The 18373-nt window shown below is 56.3% G+C and carries 20 protein-coding genes; 1 reads left to right on the top strand and 19 read right to left on the bottom strand.

Going from position 1 to position 18373, the window contains the following annotated elements:
- Positions 1-32: 32 nt before the first annotated feature.
- From B9L21_RS05010 to B9L21_RS04945, 14 genes are all read right to left on the bottom strand, one after another.
- A complete protein-coding gene (locus B9L21_RS05010; RefSeq protein WP_063165492.1) occupies positions 33-1214 on the bottom strand; it encodes a pyridoxal phosphate-dependent aminotransferase in 1182 nt (393 codons plus the stop codon).
- 21 nt (positions 1215-1235) lie between these two features.
- Positions 1236-1715: a DUF5590 domain-containing protein gene (locus tag B9L21_RS05005; protein WP_063167319.1), complete on the bottom strand. Its 480-nt coding sequence runs from the start codon at positions 1713-1715 to the stop codon at positions 1236-1238.
- A gap of 5 nt (positions 1716-1720) precedes the next feature.
- A complete protein-coding gene (locus B9L21_RS05000) occupies positions 1721-1891 on the bottom strand; it encodes a YpmA family protein (RefSeq protein ID WP_008879583.1) in 171 nt (56 codons plus the stop codon).
- A 509-nt stretch (positions 1892-2400) separates the two neighbouring features.
- Complete coding sequence (dinG, locus tag B9L21_RS04995; protein WP_063165491.1) at positions 2401-5139, bottom strand: ATP-dependent DNA helicase DinG; 2739 nt, start codon at positions 5137-5139, stop codon at positions 2401-2403.
- Between the two features lie 49 nt (positions 5140-5188).
- On the bottom strand, positions 5189-5572 hold the full coding sequence (panD, locus tag B9L21_RS04990; protein WP_063165490.1) for an aspartate 1-decarboxylase: 384 nt from the start codon (positions 5570-5572) through the stop codon (positions 5189-5191).
- A 13-nt stretch (positions 5573-5585) separates the two neighbouring features.
- On the bottom strand, positions 5586-6455 hold the full coding sequence (gene panC, locus B9L21_RS04985; RefSeq protein WP_063165489.1) for a pantoate--beta-alanine ligase: 870 nt from the start codon (positions 6453-6455) through the stop codon (positions 5586-5588).
- The gene (panB, locus tag B9L21_RS04980; RefSeq protein ID WP_063165488.1) at positions 6452-7291 is read right to left on the bottom strand and encodes a 3-methyl-2-oxobutanoate hydroxymethyltransferase; all 840 of its coding nucleotides are present in this window, start codon (positions 7289-7291) and stop codon (positions 6452-6454) included. Before panB ends, panC begins: the two co-directional genes overlap by 4 nt.
- A 260-nt stretch (positions 7292-7551) precedes the next feature.
- Complete coding sequence (locus B9L21_RS04975) at positions 7552-8541, bottom strand: biotin--[acetyl-CoA-carboxylase] ligase (protein ID WP_063165487.1); 990 nt, start codon at positions 8539-8541, stop codon at positions 7552-7554.
- On the bottom strand, positions 8499-9713 hold the full coding sequence (locus tag B9L21_RS04970) for a CCA tRNA nucleotidyltransferase (RefSeq protein ID WP_063165486.1): 1215 nt from the start codon (positions 9711-9713) through the stop codon (positions 8499-8501). The genes B9L21_RS04975 and B9L21_RS04970 overlap by 43 nt, the downstream gene beginning before the upstream one ends.
- The gene (gene bshA, locus B9L21_RS04965) at positions 9710-10846 is read right to left on the bottom strand and encodes an N-acetyl-alpha-D-glucosaminyl L-malate synthase BshA (RefSeq protein WP_063165485.1); all 1137 of its coding nucleotides are present in this window, start codon (positions 10844-10846) and stop codon (positions 9710-9712) included. Before bshA ends, B9L21_RS04970 begins: the two co-directional genes overlap by 4 nt.
- On the bottom strand, positions 10843-11553 hold the full coding sequence (gene bshB1 / locus B9L21_RS04960; RefSeq protein ID WP_063167318.1) for a bacillithiol biosynthesis deacetylase BshB1: 711 nt from the start codon (positions 11551-11553) through the stop codon (positions 10843-10845). The genes bshA and bshB1 overlap by 4 nt, the downstream gene beginning before the upstream one ends.
- A gap of 5 nt (positions 11554-11558) precedes the next feature.
- Entirely contained in the window at positions 11559-11993 is a 435-nt protein-coding gene (gene mgsA, locus B9L21_RS04955) for a methylglyoxal synthase (protein WP_063165484.1), read from the bottom strand.
- A 31-nt stretch (positions 11994-12024) separates the two neighbouring features.
- Positions 12025-12822, bottom strand: a complete 798-nt coding sequence (gene dapB, locus B9L21_RS04950; RefSeq protein WP_063165483.1) for a 4-hydroxy-tetrahydrodipicolinate reductase — start codon at positions 12820-12822, stop codon at positions 12025-12027.
- On the bottom strand, positions 12819-13154 hold the full coding sequence (locus B9L21_RS04945; protein ID WP_063165482.1) for a nucleotide pyrophosphohydrolase: 336 nt from the start codon (positions 13152-13154) through the stop codon (positions 12819-12821). The genes dapB and B9L21_RS04945 overlap by 4 nt, the downstream gene beginning before the upstream one ends.
- 159 nt (positions 13155-13313) lie before the next feature.
- On the opposite strand from B9L21_RS04945, the gene B9L21_RS04940 reads away from it, so the two are divergent.
- Positions 13314-14186: a YitT family protein gene (locus tag B9L21_RS04940; protein ID WP_063165481.1), complete on the top strand. Its 873-nt coding sequence runs from the start codon at positions 13314-13316 to the stop codon at positions 14184-14186.
- Positions 14187-14296: 110 nt separating this feature from the next.
- Here B9L21_RS04940 and ypjB read toward each other — a convergent pair whose 3' ends face one another.
- From ypjB to qcrA, 5 genes are all read right to left on the bottom strand, one after another.
- Positions 14297-15085, bottom strand: a complete 789-nt coding sequence (gene ypjB / locus B9L21_RS04935; RefSeq protein WP_063165480.1) for a sporulation protein YpjB — start codon at positions 15083-15085, stop codon at positions 14297-14299.
- A 453-nt stretch (positions 15086-15538) separates the two neighbouring features.
- The gene (locus B9L21_RS04930) at positions 15539-16159 is read right to left on the bottom strand and encodes a DUF1405 domain-containing protein (protein ID WP_063167317.1); all 621 of its coding nucleotides are present in this window, start codon (positions 16157-16159) and stop codon (positions 15539-15541) included.
- A gap of 78 nt (positions 16160-16237) precedes the next feature.
- The gene (locus tag B9L21_RS04925) at positions 16238-17002 is read right to left on the bottom strand and encodes a menaquinol-cytochrome c reductase cytochrome b/c subunit (protein WP_063165479.1); all 765 of its coding nucleotides are present in this window, start codon (positions 17000-17002) and stop codon (positions 16238-16240) included.
- 50 nt (positions 17003-17052) lie between these two features.
- Positions 17053-17727 (bottom strand): menaquinol-cytochrome c reductase cytochrome b subunit, encoded by a 675-nt coding sequence (gene qcrB / locus B9L21_RS04920; RefSeq protein ID WP_020960305.1) that lies wholly within the window; start codon positions 17725-17727, stop codon positions 17053-17055.
- A 3-nt stretch (positions 17728-17730) separates the two neighbouring features.
- Positions 17731-18240, bottom strand: coding sequence for a menaquinol-cytochrome c reductase iron-sulfur subunit (gene qcrA, locus B9L21_RS04915; RefSeq protein ID WP_063165478.1), 510 nt, complete (start codon positions 18238-18240; stop codon positions 17731-17733).
- Positions 18241-18373 lie beyond the last annotated feature (133 nt).

Raw genomic sequence — 18373 nt, 5'->3', positions numbered from 1 at the left:
AGCGGCTTTGCTTGAGGCAAAGCCGCCGCCTGTTAAGCGCGCGCTTCCATAAACCGGCGGATGCGTTCGACCGCAGTTTCGAGTGCATCGAGCGATGTCGCATATGACAAGCGAACGTTATCCGGCGCCCCAAATCCAGAGCCGGGCACAAGGGCGACTTTCGCCTCTTCGAGCAAGGCGGCGACAAACTCGTCGACCGTGCGGCAGCCGGCCATCGCGGCCGCTTTGCGCGCGTTCGGGAACAAGTAAAACGCCCCTTGCGGCTTGACGCACGTGAACCCCGGAACTTGCACGAGCTTATCGTAAATGATGTTCAGCCGCTGTTCAAACGCCTGGCGCATTTGTTCCACCGGCTCCTGCGGCCCGCTGTAAGCGGCAATGGCCGCATATTGGGCGATCGACGTCGGGTTGGACGTGCTATGGCTCGCCAAATCAGTCATCGCCTTAATGACGTCTTTCGGCCCCGCCGCATAGCCGATGCGCCAGCCCGTCATCGAATGCGACTTCGACACGCCGTTGATGATGACCGTCTGCGCCTTCAGCTCCGGCGACAACTCGGCGATTGACACATGTTTCGCCCCGCCGTAAATCAATTTTTCATAAATTTCGTCGGAAACGATCAGTACGCCATGCGTCAGGCACACCTCACCAAGCGCCTTCAACTCTTCGGCCGTGTAAATCATGCCGGTCGGGTTGCTCGGCGAGTTGATGATGACCGCCTTCGTCCGCGGCGTGATCGCCTGTTTCAGCTGCTCCGGCGTAATTTTAAAATCGTTTTGTTCAAGCCCTTCGACATAAACCGGAACGCCGCCCGCCAGCTTCACTTGTTCCGGGTAGCTCACCCAATACGGCGTCGGAATGATCACTTCGTCGCCTTCATCAAGCAACACTTGAAACAGCGTGTAAAGGGCGTGCTTCGCCCCGACACACACAATCACTTCAGCCGGCTCATAATCCAAACCTTGGTCGCGAGCGAATTTTTTGATAATTTCCGCCTTTAACGTCGGCAACCCGCCCGATGGCGTATATTTCGTATGCCCTTCGTTCATCGCCTTGATGGCGGCCTCCAGAATGTGCTGCGGCGTATTGAAATCCGGTTCACCGGCTCCGAGGCCAATCACGTCATGTCCGGCCGCTTTCAGTTCTTTTGCTTTTGCCGTAATGGCCAATGTCGCCGATGGGGTCAGCGACGCCACCCGTTTTGCCAATTTCATCGTTTCTTCCCCCTCGTATGCTCAACGTTGAAAACTATACCTCTTCAGAAACGCGCCATCCGCAAAATGGAGGTAATAAAACGAATACCTTCCTTCTGCATCAATATATGTCAACTCCCAAAGAGGCACGCCTTTTTCCATGCCAAGCGTCGCGTCAATCACTTGCCGCGGATGTCGGTCGCGCTGTAAAATGGCGCGCGCTTCCGCCTCGCTAATGCCGCTGTCCGCTCTCTTGACGACGATATCCCCCTCTTTTTCCGGCACCCAAACAACGGTGTCCGTTTCCCCCTGCTTCGTCCGGCCGATGAATACGGTGCATGCTTCCTCCCCATAATATGTATAGACTTTCTTCACGTCGACGAGTCCGGCTGCTTCCTTCGCTCGCGCGAGCGCTTTTTCCACCATGGATCGTTTTGGCGCCATCGCCTCACCGTAAATCGACCATGCCTGCCAAGTGAGAAAACTAAAAACAATGAGAGCGAACCATCCCCACTTTTTCATGGCGATCACGTCCGATAAATCGTAAAGACCGCTTGGCGTTTGTCGTTTTCATCCAAAGCAAGGCCAAACATCAAATTGTCGCGCTTCAGCGTTCGGTTCAAGCAGTCAACGATTTTGTACAAATCGTCCGAGTGCTGGATTTTGACGGTGGCGAGCACTTCAATTTTGCTTTCCATTTTCGTTGTTTCCTCCTGTGCGGCGCAAATTTTGTTACTTATACACGCCGGCGGCTCCGGCAACAATACAAATACAGTAAGATGATGATCACAGTTGCGCTTCTTCACGCCTCTGCGGCCGAGCCGGCGAAGCCAAACAGCGAGGCCGCAAGCTGCCATCGCAGTTGTGCTTCTTCCCTATTATAGCAGGTTTATCCGACCATTTCATAACAAATTTGCCCGCCTACACCACCAACGCAAATTTGCCTCTTTCCCGCCCCGCCGCGCGCGGGGCGTTTTTTGCCGACCGCCATCTTTAGATTGCACCGTTTCATTTCACTTTATGAGGACAAAACCGCTGCTTGGTGAAAGCGAACTTCCCCTTGTGCAGTCATCCCCCCTGCCCGTTTCTAAAAACGAAGCCGGTGGCTTAGCCATCCGCCTTGCTTGTGTGATCAAAGCGAAACTCCCGTCATCGAGCGCCGCCTTTTCGCCTTCCGAAAACTAGCCCGCCGTTCACCTAGCTTGTCTCATAAAAGCCAGTCGCTTGCTTTATCAAGCAGCTCGGAAAGCGCCCCCTCATATACCGAAAGCGGCGGCAGTGAAGCGAGAAAATCGGTCCCGTACGAAGCGGCGGTCAGCCGGCGATCGAGCACAAATACGGCTCCTTTGTCGCGCTCGGTGCGGATGAGGCGGCCAAATCCTTGCTTAAAGCGGAGCACCGCCTCGGGAAGTGACAACTCGTAAAACGGATCGCCGCCGGCGGCGCGAATCCGCTCACTTTTCGCCTCCATCACCGGATCGTCCGGAGGCGCAAACGGCAAGCGGGCGATAATGAGGGCATCGAGCGCTGAGTCCGGCAAATCAATCCCTTCCCAAAAGCCGCTCGTCCCAAACAGCACGGCGTGATCAAACTGCAAAAATGTCCGCAAAAGCTTTGCCGGGCTGCCGCTTTGTATCCCTTGGGCAATCAACACGAACGGCTCATCCGCTTCTTCCGTTTTCAGCGCCTCAGCCGTCATTTTCAACAGCTCATACGATGGGAACAACACAAGCGTCCGCCGGCCGACGCGCCGGGCGATCGAGAGCACGGCCGCGGCCGCCGCTTCAGCGTACGCCTCAAGCGGCACGGCGGAAACGAGCGGCAGATCCGTCGGCACAAAGAGCGCGGCTTGCTCCTCATAGCGAAATGGCGCCGGAAACGAGCGGCAGAGCGGGTAAAAATCGTCCAGGCCGAGGCGCGCCGCCATATAAGCGAACCGGCCGCGAACGGCGAGCGTCGCTGACGTCAAAATCACGCTCCGTTTTTTCATAAACAGCCGCTCAGCGAAAAAATCAGCAAGATCGACGGGCTGCGAATAAAGCCGGACCGCGTTCGCCGCTCCTTTTTCATCGGCTTCGATCCAGCGGACGGTCCCCGGCTCTGCTTCAGTCAGCAGCCGAACGAGGACATCCATTTGCCGGTTTAGCGCCACAAGGTCGGCTGCGAGCGAGGCGGACGGTGTTCCATCGTCGGTTGCAGCGGATGCCAGAAGCGGTTTTGCCTCCCCAAGCAGCGCCGCCGTCAGATCACGCAGACGCCAACATAGCTCAACGGCCGCCTGCCACGTCCGCCCGTGCTCGTCCGCCGGCGAAAAACGGCAGCGACAACGCCCGGCCCGCGCCGGCTTTTTCCGTAGCGCATAGCGGCGCAGCAAGCGAAACAGCTCGTCCCCTTCAAATTGCAGCCCTTCAAGGCGCCGCTGGCAGCGGGCGAGAACGTCTCTCGTTTCGCCTTGCTCCGCTTCCAGCCATTTCGTGATCGTTTGCGCCATTTTAGCGGTTGACAGCCGAAAGGACACATAGTCGATCCGCTCACCAAAATAACGGGCAGCGATCTCCTCAAGCCGATGCGCCTCATCAATGACGAGATAACGAAACGGCGGCAAAAGCGGCGTTGAAGCAGTCAAGTCATGAAGCAAAAACGCATGGTTCGTAATGACGAGATCGGCCTGTTCGGCCCGCCGTTTCGCCTGCGCGAAAAAATGATGCCGCCCGCCGTCCTCCTCCTCGCCGATGGCGAGCGCTGACAGCGAGAGACGGGCGCCGGACGATACGTTCAACTCATCCAAATCGCCGCTGTCTGTCTCAAGCAGCCAGACAAGCAGCTGGCATTTCAAAAGCGCCGCATCGTACGTGTCGTTCGGCTCAGGCAAAAACGAAGCGAACTTGTCAAGGGAAAGGTAGTTTTGCTTCCCTTTCAAGACGGCGACGCGGAGCGGGGCCGGCACAACTTGCCGCAGCACCGGCCAATCGCGGCGGATGAGCTGCTCTTGCAGCTGGAGCGTATGTGTGCTGATGACGACCCGTTCTTGCCGCTCGCAGGCAAAAAAGGCGGCCGGGATGAAATAGGCGAGCGACTTTCCAAGCCCGGTTCCCGCCTCAATGAGCGCATGCTGGGACGTGGATAACGCCTCATAGATGAGCTGCATCATTTCCCATTGCCCTTCACGCCGCTTGTAGCCGGGAAGCGGAAGGGGCGGCGCTTGCTCGTAAAAAGCGGCAAACGAAACCGAAGCGGGGCGCTCCTCGCCATTATCCTGCTCCGGTTTTCCGCCGCCCGGTTTTTTTAGCGCGATGCCGCGGTAGAGGGCGACCGTATTGTCCGTTGGCGCTTCTTTCTGTTTTTTAGCGATGACGACATCAAGAAGCGAGTAAATATCGCTTTTCAAATGGCGGGCAAGGCGCCGCAGCTGTTCGAGCGTCACAAGCGGAAGGCGGCTAAGTCGCCTAAGCAAAGCGATGAACAACTTGGCCGTCACTTCCGCATCGCTGTCCGCTTGATGCGGACGGTCATGGCGGAGGCCAAGCTGTTTCGCCAAGTCGCCGAGCTTATAGCTTTCCGCTGTCGGCAGCACGATGCGGGCAAGCTCGACCGTATCGATCGTCGGACCGGCAAACGGCGGCCGTCCGGCCCGTTCGAGTTCGGCTTGCAAAAACGGCAAATCAAAATCGACGTTATGGGCGACAAAATACGCGCCATCCATCATCGCTGCGATCTCCGCCGCCTTGTCGGCAAACAGCGGCGCTCCTTCCACCGTCTCTTCGTCGATGTTCGTCAGCTGTTGGATGAACAGCGGAATCGGTTGTTCCGGGTTAAAGAAGCTGGCAAATCGCTCGACGATCGAGCCGTCTTCAACGACCGCCATGCCGAGCTGGATGATCCGGTCGCCTTTTTTCGGTCCGTTTCCGGTTGTCTCTAAGTCGATAATGACAAAGCGCATTGCCATAAACGATCACCTCAAAACGAAAAGGGGCGGAAAGCCCCTTTTTGCCCCGTTATAAAATCGTATGCGCCGGCTCTTCGGCGATGAGCTGCGCGATGCGGTTGTTTTCGTCCATAATGGCGATTTTCGGCCGGTGTGCGGCGATTTTTTCTTCCGGAACGAGCGCATACGAAATGACGATAATGATGTCCCCCTTTTGCACGAGGCGGGCGGCGGCGCCGTTTAGGCAAAAGACGCCGCTGCCGCGCTCGCCCGGGATGATGTACGTTTCAAAGCGGGCCCCGTTATTATTGTTGACGACTTGCACTTTTTCATTAGCCACCATGCCGACCGTATCTAAAATATCTTCGTCGATCGTAATGCTGCCGACATAATCTAAGTTCGCTTCCGTTACGCGGGCGCGGTGAATTTTCGCGTTCATGAGTGTACGAAACATGGGCGATCCCCCCTTACTCCTCTTGTCTTGGCGCCTCGGGCAGCCTAAGGATGACATTGTCGATCAAGCGGGCGCTCGTAAACCGGACGGCAACCGCGACGAGCACCGTTCCGTGAAGCGTTTCAAGCGGCGTCAAATCCGGGTACGAGCACACTTCGACATAATCGATCTCGGCATGCGTATGCGCTTCAATATGCTCTTTGACGAGACGGCGAAGAGCATCACCGCTCCGCTCCCCTTCCTCAACGGCCGCCGCTGCCGCCTGCAGCGCTTGATAGAGCGCCGGCGCCTCCTTCCGTTCTTGCGACGATAAATAGACGTTGCGCGAGCTTTTCGCCAGCCCGTCGGCCTCACGGACCGTCGGCACCGGCACGAGCTCAATCGGAAAATTGAAATCGCGAATCAAGCCGTCAACAACAGCCACTTGCTGAGCATCTTTCATGCCGAAATAGGCGCGGTCAGGCATAACGATGTGAAACAGCTTAATGAGCACCGTCGCTACGCCGTCGAAATGGCCGGGCCGCGACCGTCCGCACAATACATCGGTGCGCGCTTTGACGACCGCTTGCACCGTGAGCGGCCCCGGGTACATCTCGCCTGCTTCCGGATGAAACAGCACGTCGACTCCGCGCTGTTCGGCGATGTGCCGGTCGCGGGCGAAATCGCGCGGATAACGGGCAAAATCTTCGTTCGGTCCAAACTGAAGCGGATTGACAAAAATGCTGACGACGACCATGTCGTTCTCTTCGCGCGCCCGATCGATGAGAGCGGCATGCCCTTCGTGCAAATAGCCCATCGTCGGGACGAACCCGATCGTTTTTCCTTCACGGCGGCATTGGCGCATCAGCGCCTGCATTTCACTAATCCGATCGACGATGATCATGATTGGTTTCCTCCGTATAAGGCCACCCATTCCTCTTCCTTCATCGTAAACGTGTACGCCGGCTCCGGAAACTGGCGCAGCCTGACATCAGCGACATAGTTCGCCAGCGCCTCGACGATCGTCTCTTGAACGGCGGCGTATTGTTTGACAAACTTCGGCACGCGGCTGACGCCGTAGCCAAGCAAGTCGTGATAGACGAGCACTTGGCCGTCGACTTCCGCCCCCGCGCCGATGCCGATGACGGGAATGGTGAGCGCTTGAGCCACAGCCGCCCCGAGCTGCTTCGGCACGCACTCCAAGACGAGCGCCATCGCTCCTGCCTGCTCGCACTGTTTTGCATCATCAAGCAGCTTTTTGGCGCTTTCCGCATCTTTGCCTTGCACTTTATAGCCGCCAAGCACGCCGACGGACTGCGGCGTCAGCCCGAGGTGGGCGACGACCGGCACCCCGGCTTTCGTCAGTGCGGCGATCACCTTAACGACGTCATCCGCCCCCTCGACTTTGACGGCGTTCGCCCCCGACTGCTGCATGATGCGCCGGGCGTTTTGCAGCGCCTCTTCTTTGGACGCATGGTACGACATAAACGGCATGTCCGTAACGATAAACGTATTCGGCGCACCGCGGCGGACCGCCTTCGTATGATGGATCATGTCATCGACCGTCACCGGGATCGTCGAGTCGTAGCCGAGCACGACCATGCCGAGCGAATCGCCGACTAAAATCATATCCACCCCGGCCTGTTCGGCCAGCTTCGCCGACGGAAAGTCGTAAGCGGTCACCATCACGATCGGCTCATCCGCCTGCTTCATGCGAAAAAAATCGGCTTTCGTCTTCACTTTTGTTCCCTCCTCTTTCATTGCAGAGGAGATGACGCGACCGAAACAAAACGTCCCTCTTTCCCGCCTTGAGAAAGAAGGACGCCATGAACCGCCGTCGGTTTCGTTCACCCCTCTGTCCCAGTCCTTCTGCAAGGATCAAGGCAGATCATCTTTATTCTTTCGTATTGTCGGCTCGGTGCAGTTCTTTTCGACAAAGATACTGCCCTTTTCCTCGCCTTGTATTTTAACAAAATTGTCACAATTTTTCTAGTGGGAATTTACAGTTGAATATCCGCTGAATGAATATAATGGAGTTGGTTTTGCTCATCCTCAAGGATCAGCAGCCCATCATCGGTAATGCCGCGGGCAATGCCGCGCATCACCCCGTCCAGCGTCCTTGCCGTCACCGGTTTGCCGATCGAAACGGCGTACCCTTCCCAAAGAAGCTTAATCGGACGGAAACCGTGCTCCAAATATTGCTTATATAACCGCTCGAGCTGAAGTAAAATTTCTTGAATGAGCGGCGCACGCTTCATGCGCTCCCCTTTTTCAATGGCGAGCGATGTGGCAATGGCGCGAATGTCCTCCGGAAATTGCGTGCTTGTCTGGTTCACGTTCATGCCGATGCCGATGATGACCGAACGGACGCGGTCGGGGTCGGCCTGCAGCTCCGTTAAAATGCCGGCGCATTTTTTGCCGTGAAGCAAAATGTCGTTCGGCCATTTAATATCCGGAACGAGCCCGGTCACTTCTTGAATGGCTTGGCTGACCGCCACGGCAACGAGCAGCGTCAACTGCGGCGCCTGCTGCGGCGGGATGGGCGGCCGCAAAATCAGGCTCATCCAAATGCCGGTTCCTTGCGGGGAAAACCATTTCCGGTCCAGGCGCCCGCGCCCGGCTTTCTGCTCTTCGGCGACGACAAGCGTCCCTTCCGGCGCCCCTTCATACGCCAGCTTCGCCGCGATGCGCTGCGTCGAATCGACTTCCTCAAAAAAATGGATCATATGGCCGAGCGTTTCGGTTTTCAAGCCAAGCTGGATTTCGTTTGCCGTCACCTTATCGGGCGTGCTCACGATCCGGTAGCCGAGGCGGCGCACCGCTTCGAGTTCAAACCCTTCTTTGCGCAGCTCCTCGATATGTTTCCATACGGCCGCCCGCGAACAGCCGAGCTGCTCGCTGATCTTTTGTCCGGACAGAAACTCGCCGTTTGCCTCGGCAAACAGTTCTAACAGTTTTTTTCTTGTGTCCGACTGCGCTCCATGAGCCATGCGTAAATCCGCTCCTTCTCGTTTTCAACTTCATCGTTGACAACCGCCCGCCATATGGCGTCCAGCGTCTCTTTCACCCACGGGCCGGCCGGTTTCCCGATCCATTCAATGACCTCTTTTCCGTTGACCGCAAGCTCGCCTTTCGTTTTGATCGGCAAGGCGGCAAAACGGCGGCGCAGCGTTTCATGCTGCGGCTCAGGCGGCTTTCCGATCAACGCGGCGCGCACCATTTCAACCGAGAGCGCCCGCTTGAGGCCGGCCAAAAACAGCTGCTCGTTCGTCCACGCGGCCGGTTCGGGGACGGCAGCGAGCGCCGCCAATATGGCTCCAGCTTCATCGATCACCTTGTTCGGCAGCTTCCATGCGCGCAAAAACGGCCGGCTTTCCGTGATGCCAAGCGCCTGGCACAAAAGCGCCCACCGCTCTTCGCGCGATGTGAGCCACGGCCAGCGGTACGCAGCTGCCCGCCGCAGCTGCCCGTCTTTTTCGGCCAGCCCCGGCAAGTAGGCGGACAGCCTTGTTTCGGCCAAAAGCGGCAGCGCTTCGGCAGCAAACGGGCCGGCAAGCAGCTTTTCCATCTCCATCGTCATCCGCTCAACCGAAATATGGGCGAGAAGCGGCGCGTTGGCGATGATCGCCCGCTTCGTAGCGACAGCGAGCGAAAATCCAAGTTGACTGACGAAACGGACGGCCCGCATCATGCGGAGCGCATCTTCCCGAAACCGCGCGTCCGCTTCTCCGACGGTGCAAATGAGCCGCTTTTCGATCGCCTCTTGCCCGCCGAACGGGTCAATGACCGTCCCGTGCTCGTCCATGGCGATCGCATTCATTGTAAAATCGCGCCGCTTCAAGTCTTCTTCAAGCGAGCGGACGAACGTCACCGACTCAGGACGGCGGTGGTCTTCATAGTCGCCATCGGTGCGGAACGTCGTCACTTCGTACGCCGTTCCTTCGTGCACGACGACGACCGTGCCGTGCCTTGAACCGACATCGATCGTTTTCGGGAAAATCGCCATCACTTCATCCGGCAAGGCGCTCGTCGCAATGTCGACGTCGCCGATCGGGCGCCCAAGCAGCAAGTCGCGCACCGCGCCGCCGACAAAATACGCCTCATGGCCATGCCGCTTCAGCTGCCGGACGATGCCAAGCGCCTGTTGGAACGGCGGTTTCATCCTCTCACCTTCCTTGCCGCCAGTGAAGCATACAGCTGTTCATACTGCCCGACGATATCGGACGAGCAGAACTTTCGATGAACGGTTTGCACCGCCTCTTTTGCCATTTCGTCATGCAGGCGGCGGTCGGTCAGCAGCGCGAGCGCTTTTTGAGCCGCTTCCTCGACATCGCCAAGCGCACATAAAAAGCCGCTTTTTCCGTCTTCAATCACTTCCGGGATGCCACCGATCGCCGTACCGATGCACGGGACGCCGCACGCCATCGCCTCGAGCAGGACAAGCCCGAAACTTTCTTTTTCCGACAGTAGCATCATCACATCGCTGATCGAATACAGCTCTTCAAGCTTGTCCTGTTTTCCTAAAAACCGGACGTCGCCGCTAAGTCCGAGCTCTTTGACGAGCCGGCAGACGACGGTCATTTCCGGGCCGTCGCCGACAAGCAAGAGCTTGGCCGGCACGTGCCGGCGCACGATGGCAAACGCGCGCACCACATCGGGCACGCGCTTCACTTTCCGGAAATTAGAAACGTGAATGATGACGTTGTCCGTTTCACCGATGCCGTACTCCCGCCGCAAATGGCTTGCCTCCCGGCGGCGGTAGACGCGTTCGTCAACAAAGTTGTAAACCGTGTGGATCGGCTTTTGCACCTCAAGAAGCTCGTACGTCTGCCGGACGAGGGCGTTAGACACCGCCGTGACGATGTCGGACTGCTCGATGCCGAACTTAATCATATCGGAAAGCGACGGGTCGTAGCCCAACACCGTGATGTCGGTGCCGTGCAGCGTCGTGACGATCGGCAGTTCGCCGACCATTTGGCGCGCCAGCGCGGCGCAGACAGCGTGCGGCACGGCGTAATGGGCATGAAGCACATCAAGCTGTTCCCGCTTCGCCACCTCGGCGATTTTGCTTGCCAACGCCAAATCATACGGCGGGTATTGAAAGACAGAGTATTGATTGACGCTCACTTCATGGTAATAAATGTTTCCGTATACTTTGTTCAGCCGAAACGGCATGCTTGACGAAATAAAATGAATCTCATGCCCTTTTTCGGCAAGCAGTTTGCCAAGCTCGGTGGCGACGACTCCTGAGCCTCCGACCGTCGGATAACAGACAATTCCTATTTTCAGCTTCATCGCGCTCCCTCAAATAAGTCGAAAAGATGAATCGGTGTTTTTGTCAAAAACCCTTCGGCATATGCCGCGCCGATTTGCTGGCCGAACCAGCGCTCGCGGCTTTCGATCATCTCAATGTAGTTGTTTGTCAGCGGCGTCTCAACCGATCCGGGCCGCTTTTCAAACTGGCTTTCATAGGCGCGCAAGCTCGCCAGCTTGTCATGCACCGTTTCGCTAATATCGATAAGAACATGCGGGCGGCAAAAGGCATTGATCATATAGTAATACACCGAGCGGACGCGGTGGGCGTCACCAAGCTCCCCCGCACCGTAACGGCGGATGCCGGCGGAAAAGACCGCCTCCTCGACAAGGCGGGCGCATTGCCCGTGATCCGGATGGCGGTCCTCCCAGTACGGAGCGAATACAACCCGCGGCCGATAGCGGCGAATGACTGCAACGATGCGGCGAATCGCCTCCTCTTCAACAGAAAGGCCGCGGTCGGGGAGTTCGAGATTCAGCCGTTCCGATACGCCAAGCCGGCGAGCCGCTTCGGCCGCCTCTTTCTGCCGTTCATCGACCGTTCCGTTGGACGACAGCTCCGCCTTCGTCAAATCGCAAATGACAGCGCGATACCCGCGCCGCACATATTTGGCAATCGTCCCCCCCATGCCGATTTCGACATCATCCGGATGGGCGCCAAACGCCAATAGATCACATGTTTCCACCATCGCTGTCACCTTTCTGTTTCCTCTTCCTCCCCGCTTTTCGCCCGGCCGCGGACGATGTTGCGCCATGCCAAATCGCCGCGCTCCAACCCGCGAATGAGCAGCTCCGCCGTCCCGATGTTCGTCGCGAGCGGCACCGCATAGACGTCGCAAAGGCGCATGAGGGCGCTGATGTCCGGTTCATGCGGCTGGGCGGTGAGCGGGTCGCGGAAAAAAATGACGAGGTCCATCTCGTTGCGGGCGATCATCGCTCCGATTTCCTGATCGCCCCCGTACGGTCCGGACTGGAAGCGGTGGACGGCGAGGCCGGTCGCCTCCTGAATGCGCAAGCCGGTCGTGCCGGTGGCGTACAGTTCATGGTTTGCCAAAACAGGCGCGTAGGCGGTCGCAAACGCGACCATCTCCGCCTTTTTTTCGTCATGGGCAATTAACGCGATTTTCATCTTGTTCTCTCCCCCGTTTGCGCAGTCCGCGCTATTCTAAAATATGTTCAAGCCCGTAGACGAGCGTATGTAAATGCATGACCGTTTCCACCGCCAGCTTCACGCCGGACATGAATGAGCGGCGGTCAAGCGAATCGTGGCGGATCGTCAGCGTCTGTCCATCGCCGCCGAAAATGACTTCCTGATGGGCGACAAACCCCGGCAGACGGACGCTATGGATCGGAATGCCGTCGTACGCGGCGCCGCGCGCGCCCGCGAGCGTTTCTTTTTCATCCGGATGGCCTTGTTTTTTCGATGGGCGCACTTCAGCGATGAGCTGCGCCGTTTTCAGCGCCGTTCCGGATGGAGCGTCAAGCTTTTGGTCATGATGCAGTTCGATAATTTCCACATCAGTGAAATATTTTGCCGCCATGCGGGCAAACTTCATCATCAACACCGCGCCGACAGCAAAGTTGGGCGCGATGATGGCGCCGAGCTCTTTTTCCTCGGCCAGCTCGGTCAGCCGCTCGATCTCTTCCGGCGTAAACCCGGTCGTGCCGACGACGGGGCGGACGCCATGGCGCAGCGCCAGCTCCGCATGCCGTTTTCCCACTTCCGGTGTCGTTAAATCGATGAGCACATCCGGCTTCACCTCGGCAAAACAGCGGGCGGCATCGGTATAAATCGGGGCGTCGGCACCGGCAAACCCGCCGATGTCAGCCAAACGTTGCCCGTCATAGCGGCGGTCAATGACCGCGGCCAGTTCAAAATGCTCGGTTTTTTGCACAAGCGCCACCGCTTCGCGGCCCATGCGGCCGCGCGGTCCGGCAATGACGATGCGGATCGTCATTCAGCACCCTCCTTCCGTGTCCAGCGGTCGCGGTCGCGGGTCCGGAACTTGTCCATCACCCGGTCGTGCGCCGCCTGCAAATCAATGCCGAGCGAATTGGCGAAACAAATGAGCACAAACAACAGATCGCCCAGCTCTTCTTCCACTGTGTTTTCTTTTTCCGTCGCCTTTTTCGGCTTTTCCCCGTAATAATGGTTCACCTCGCGCGCCAGTTCGCCGAGCTCTTCCGTCAACCGCGCAAGCATGGCGAGCGGGCTGAAATAGCCTTCTTTAAACTGTCCGATATATTCGTCCACTTCGCGTTGCATCTGCTTCATCGTTTTCTCCTGCATGGCCATCACCTCGCCTGTTTCCATGTTAGCGAAAAGCGGCGCATTTGACAAATGTTTTCGTCGGCCGCCAATTCCGTCCGTTTTCGCCCATCATTGCCTGCGCAGACAAGTTCCTCTATAATTAAGGACGCCGACTATTTTTGCGGACGGAGGGACGATATGATTTTCGGCTTAAAGGTGAAAAACAGTTTGTTTATTTTGCTCGGCGCCGCTATTTTTGCCTTCGGGCTCGTTCATTTCAATATGCAAAACAATTTGGCAGAAGGCGGCTTTACCGGCATTACACTTCTTCTTTATTTTTTGTTCGGTTTTGATCCGGCCATCACCAACCTGGCCCTTAACATCCCGCTCTTTTTTATCGGCTGGAAGCTGCTCGGCCGCCAGACGTTTCTTTATACCGTACTCGGCACGGTCGCTGTTTCGATGTTTTTATCCATTTTTCAACGCTATATGATTCATATGCCGCTGCGGCATGATATGACGCTCGCGGCGCTGTTCGCCGGCGTTTTCATCGGCGTCGGCCTCGGCATCATTTTCCGCTACGGCGGCACGACCGGGGGCGTCGACATTATCGCCCGTCTCGTCTATAAATATAAAAGCATCAGCATGGGCAAAACGATGTTTGCCTTTGATGCCGCCGTCATTACACTGTCTCTTCTTCTTTACCTTTCGTATCGCGAGGCGATGTATACGTTAGTCGCCGTCTTTATCGCCGCGCGGGTTATTGATTTTATGCAGGAAGGCGGTTATGCAGCGAAAGGGGCGACGATCATCTCTGAACAAAGCGAAGAAATCGCCAACCGCATTTTAACAGAAATGGAACGGGGCGTCACCGTGTTAAAAGGACGCGGTTCGTATACGAAGCGCGACCGCGATGTCTTATATTGCGTCGTCGCCAAAAACGAGCTGCCGCGCTTAAAAAACGTCATTATGTCCGTCGACCCGCACGCCTTTGTCGCGGTCACCGATGTGCACGATGTGCTTGGAGAAGGGTTTACGCTTGATGAACAAAAGCGGCCGCTTGAGCCATAGCTGCCAACGATGCCCGCACGGGCGGCGCATGTCCGGTTTACCTAATGCCATTCAGCCGGACAATAAAAAGGAGGGGGAAACCCGTCCCCCCTCCAAAGGCGAGGCGGCGCCTATTCTTCCGGCTGCCGCGCCCGTTTTTCTTCTTTTTCCCCTTTGTATTTCCGCCAGCCGACGTATGTCAGCGTCAACACGATCACTCCGCCGGTCGAAATCATCACCCAAATGAGCGACGGATCGGCTTCATCTTTTTTCACTCCATCAAACAGCGCTTCGACATCGCGGCGAGCGGCGGCGAGCTGCTCGCGTCGCTCGCTTTTGGCCAGCTGCCAAAACGAGGCGGCCTGCAGCGCTTCAAGATGGCTGTCGGCCTTTTTGGCCGCTTTTGGCGGCACATCGATCTTCAAGCTCGGCTCAATTAACGTATAGCGCTCAATAAACTGGCGAAGGGCAGCGTCATACGCCTCTCTCTCCCCGCGTTCCGCCGCCTTTTCCATCGCGGCGAGCGCTTCCATGACAGCCGGCTCCATCTCCGTCCAAAGCGGTTGGTGCGTCGATTGGACGGCGTCAACGACAAGACGGAATTGCGCGAGAGCAGCGATTTTGTCTTCCACGGGAATCGATGCCGTCATGGCCTTTACGGCCTGCTCGTGCGTCACCGTCACCGCTCTCAGCTCGTCAGCCGATTTCAACCGTTCTCTCGCCCCAAGGGCAAAAAACCGCTCGGAAAAATAAAGAAGCACTTCTTTTGCCTCGGCAAACCGCTCATTTTTCGCCAATTGCAGCGCTTCGTCGGAAATGTCGTCAAGCTGTTTCCAATCATCCGTTTGTCCGGCCGCGCCAACGAGCGCTGGCCATAAAAAGGCGAGCGATAACAACATGGCCAGCCCGATTCGTTTCATCATCGTCCCTCCCTCACTCACTATTACAATGTATGAAGGAGTGGACAAGAGTAGACCAAGCAACTGCTATATAGACTCCCATGACAAAAAGATTTCGTCACCATCGAAGGGATGAAAATGCCGCTATGTCGAACTCTGAAACCTTGCACATTTTGAAGTTCGGGTATTTTCAGGATAGATGCAATTCGAAGCTTTACCATTTGCAGCTTTTACCGAGTATCTGATCGACTGTCGGGGGACCGAACAACGCCGCTTAAAGACCCATATATGGGTCTTTAGGGCAGGCGGTTGTTCGGTCTTCCGTCACGCCTTGGCGTGACGGAGGCAAGCCTGTGGCTTGCCTTCGACAGTCGAAAATGGACAAACCGCTTTTCCGTCAAGGATATGTTAAACTTCTTCGTTGCATCTATAATAGAAAGCTGCCGCCCAACGTTCCTCCTTGTGTTCAACGCTCTACTCTGATGCCTGCCGGAAAGACATGCCGCCCGGCAGAAGCGGCTGGCGCCGGAGGCGGACGCCAAGCTGATACGCAGCGGCAATCGATGCGATGCTCAACCAAAACGTAAAATAGCCGATTTCGTTGACGTAGTCAGCCAGCACACTATAGCGCGGCATCATGCCAAAAACGTAGTCGATGACATCGTTATGCAGCGTCCACACGGCCGCCAGCATAAGGTGAAGGAAGCGGAATCGATAAAACCGGGCGTACAGCATTCCTTCGATCGCCATCGCCCCGTGCGAAACGATCAGCATCCACCCGGCCCAATCGAGCGTGCCGGTGACGCGCCAAACGAGCACATTCATAACGACCGCCCAAATTCCATACTTAACAAGCGTCACCAAAGCCAACGCTTCAAAAAGCGGCGCCGACCTGCCGAAAAGCCATGCCACAAGGACGACAAGAAAAAAAAGGCTCGCCGTCGGGCTGTCGGGAACAAACGGCAAAAAGACGGGCGGCGTATCGGCAAGTTGATAACGATACCAATAATATCCATAGATGGTGCCGGCCGCGTTGACGAACAAGAGCAGCCAAACAACCGGCCGGGAAGCCAACAGCGCATAAAGCCATGCCATCATCTGCACCTCGCCTCGGTTTCATGTTGGCACGAAAAAAGCTGACTAACGCGAGTCAGCTTTTCCGTGCCGAACGAATTATTCCGCTTTTAAGCCGGCGATGAATTCCGCCATTTTTTTCAGCTCTTCATCCGTGCCTTTAAAAATGCCACCTGGCATGCTGCCTTTCCCTTCTTTGGCGATCTTCGCGATCTCTTCCGGCGTCAAGCCGGTGCCGATGAGCGACGGGCCGGCGCCGCCGGACAAGTTTTGTCCGTGACACGATATACATGTGTTCGCTTGGGCGATTTTATAGCCTTCCGCGTTCGTATCAATTTCCACTTCCGCACGAATTTTCCCTTGCTCAGCTGCTTTTTTCCAGTCGTGTGTGACGACCGCTTCCCATGTCAAATAAACAATAGAAGCGAGCGCCAACAACATCATGCCGGTTGCCACCGGGCGCTTCCACGGACGGCGCTCCGGACCGCGATCCAAAAACGGCGCCAGCAGCAAAGCAGCAAACGCCAGCCCCGGCATGACGATCGCACCGATGACCGTATACGGACCGGATGCATACGAATATTTGAGCAATTGGTATAAGAACAAGAAATACCAGTCAGGCAGCGGTATATACGTCGTGTCCGTCGGGTCGGCGATCCGCTCAAGCGGCGACGGGTGGGCGACCGTCAAGCTTAAAAAACCGACGAGAAAGACCGAACCGACAAGCCATTCCTTCAAGAGGAAGTTCGGCCAAAACACTTCCGTTTTCCCGGGGTACTCTGAATAGTCCTTCGGAATATTCGGTTTTCTTACCGCGGGAATACGGGAATCGCCGACAAATTTCATTCCTTTTCCGCGATGCATTGCGTGATTCCCTCCTTTTTTCTATCGCCTCAGAACGTCCAGCCGACCGATCATAGCGGACCGGAAATGCCTTGTCTGCGAATCATTAAAAAGTGCGCTGCCATTAAGCCGAGCAAAGCCGCCGGCAAGAAGAAGACGTGAATCGCAAAGAAACGCGCCAGCGTTTGAGCGCCGACAATTTCCGGATCCCCGGCCAACAGCGTTTTGATCGCCGGTCCGATAAGCGGCGTCGCTTCAGCGATTTGCAGACCGACTTTTGTCGCAAACAGCGCTTTCATATCCCAAGGCAATAAATAGCCGGTAAAGCCAAGCCCCATCATGACCATGAAGATCAATACGCCGACGATCCAGTTCATCTCGCGCGGCTTTTTATACGCCCCTTGGAAAAAGACGCGCAGCGTATGTAAAAACATCATGACGATGACTAAGCTTGCCCCCCAGTGGTGCATGCCGCGCACGATTTGGCCGAACGCCACTTCGTTTTGCAAGTAATAAACCGATTCCCACGCGTTTTTAATGTCCGGGACGTAGTACATCGTTAAAAACATGCCCGACAAGATTTGAATGACCGTGACAAAAAACGTCAGCCCGCCGAAACAATAGACAAAGGCGGAAAAATGGTGGGCCGGGTTGACGTGCTCCGGAACTTCGTGATCGGCGATATCCCGCCATAAAGGCGTAATATCTAAGCGTTCATCGACCCAGTCATACAGCTTGTTTAACACGCATTACGCCTCCCCTCGTGGTTTCGCCTTGCCTAAGTACAGCTTTCCGTCTTTCACTTCCAATTCGTAGCGGTCAAGCGGAGCTGGCGGCGGCGTCCCCGGAACGTTCGTGCCGTCTTTCGTATAAAGCCCGTAGTGGCACGGACAGAAGAAATGATTCGGATTGTTTTTGTCCGTATTCCAGTCGACCGTACAGCCAAGGTGTTTACAAACCGGTGACAGGGCGATAATGTCCCCTTTTTCATCCTTGTACACCCAAGCTGATCTCGGTTCTTCCGACTCGTACCAAGCGTCTTTCACCTTCACTTTAAAGTCGAAGCGCTTCGGTTCGGTCGTGATTTCTTTGACGTCCGCCACCGCGACCATCTCTGTGCCCGCCGTCTCTCTCAAGATCGGGTCAAAGGCGAAGCGGAGCATCGGCATAAGCATTCCTGCTGCCATAAAGCCGCCGACCCCGGTCAGCGTGTAGTTTAAAAATTGACGTCTCGTTACGCGATGTTTGTTGTCGCTCATCGTCTTCCCCCCTCTATGCAAAGTCAAGTCCACACCGGACAGTTGTATGTATAACACATATGGAAAACTAGGACATTCTAATGATAGCTCAATTGCTGGACAAGGTCAATATCACAAAACGGCAAAACGCGAG

It is taken from the genome of Geobacillus uzenensis (assembly GCF_002217665.1).
Classification (GTDB): domain Bacteria; phylum Bacillota; class Bacilli; order Bacillales; family Anoxybacillaceae; genus Geobacillus; species Geobacillus subterraneus.
The sequence above is the reverse complement of the archived record's forward strand: the minus strand, read 5'-3'. Positions and strand labels throughout refer to the sequence as shown.

Excerpts from the sequence above, each read along its gene's own strand:
- B9L21_RS05010 (WP_063165492.1), bottom strand. The coding sequence starts at position 1,214 with ATGAAATTGGCAAAACGGGTGGCGTCGCTGACCCCATCGGCGACATTG.
- B9L21_RS05005 (WP_063167319.1), bottom strand. The coding sequence starts at position 1,715 with ATGAAAAAGTGGGGATGGTTCGCTCTCATTGTTTTTAGTTTTCTCACT.
- B9L21_RS05000 (WP_008879583.1), bottom strand. The coding sequence starts at position 1,891 with ATGGAAAGCAAAATTGAAGTGCTCGCCACCGTCAAAATCCAGCACTCG.
- dinG (WP_063165491.1), bottom strand. The coding sequence starts at position 5,139 with ATGGCAATGCGCTTTGTCATTATCGACTTAGAGACAACCGGAAACGGA.
- panD (WP_063165490.1), bottom strand. The coding sequence starts at position 5,572 with ATGTTTCGTACACTCATGAACGCGAAAATTCACCGCGCCCGCGTAACG.
- panC (WP_063165489.1), bottom strand. The coding sequence starts at position 6,455 with ATGATCATCGTCGATCGGATTAGTGAAATGCAGGCGCTGATGCGCCAA.
- B9L21_RS04975 (WP_063165487.1), bottom strand. The coding sequence starts at position 8,541 with ATGGCTCATGGAGCGCAGTCGGACACAAGAAAAAAACTGTTAGAACTG.
- B9L21_RS04970 (WP_063165486.1), bottom strand. The coding sequence starts at position 9,713 with ATGAAACCGCCGTTCCAACAGGCGCTTGGCATCGTCCGGCAGCTGAAG.
- bshA (WP_063165485.1), bottom strand. The coding sequence starts at position 10,846 with ATGAAGCTGAAAATAGGAATTGTCTGTTATCCGACGGTCGGAGGCTCA.
- bshB1 (WP_063167318.1), bottom strand. The coding sequence starts at position 11,553 with ATGGTGGAAACATGTGATCTATTGGCGTTTGGCGCCCATCCGGATGAT.
- mgsA (WP_063165484.1), bottom strand. The coding sequence starts at position 11,993 with ATGAAAATCGCGTTAATTGCCCATGACGAAAAAAAGGCGGAGATGGTC.
- dapB (WP_063165483.1), bottom strand. The coding sequence starts at position 12,822 with ATGACGATCCGCATCGTCATTGCCGGACCGCGCGGCCGCATGGGCCGC.
- B9L21_RS04945 (WP_063165482.1), bottom strand. The coding sequence starts at position 13,154 with ATGCAGGAGAAAACGATGAAGCAGATGCAACGCGAAGTGGACGAATAT.
- B9L21_RS04940 (WP_063165481.1), top strand. The coding sequence starts at position 13,314 with ATGATTTTCGGCTTAAAGGTGAAAAACAGTTTGTTTATTTTGCTCGGC.
- ypjB (WP_063165480.1), bottom strand. The coding sequence starts at position 15,085 with ATGAAACGAATCGGGCTGGCCATGTTGTTATCGCTCGCCTTTTTATGG.
- B9L21_RS04930 (WP_063167317.1), bottom strand. The coding sequence starts at position 16,159 with ATGGCATGGCTTTATGCGCTGTTGGCTTCCCGGCCGGTTGTTTGGCTG.
- B9L21_RS04925 (WP_063165479.1), bottom strand. The coding sequence starts at position 17,002 with ATGCATCGCGGAAAAGGAATGAAATTTGTCGGCGATTCCCGTATTCCC.
- qcrA (WP_063165478.1), bottom strand. The coding sequence starts at position 18,240 with ATGAGCGACAACAAACATCGCGTAACGAGACGTCAATTTTTAAACTAC.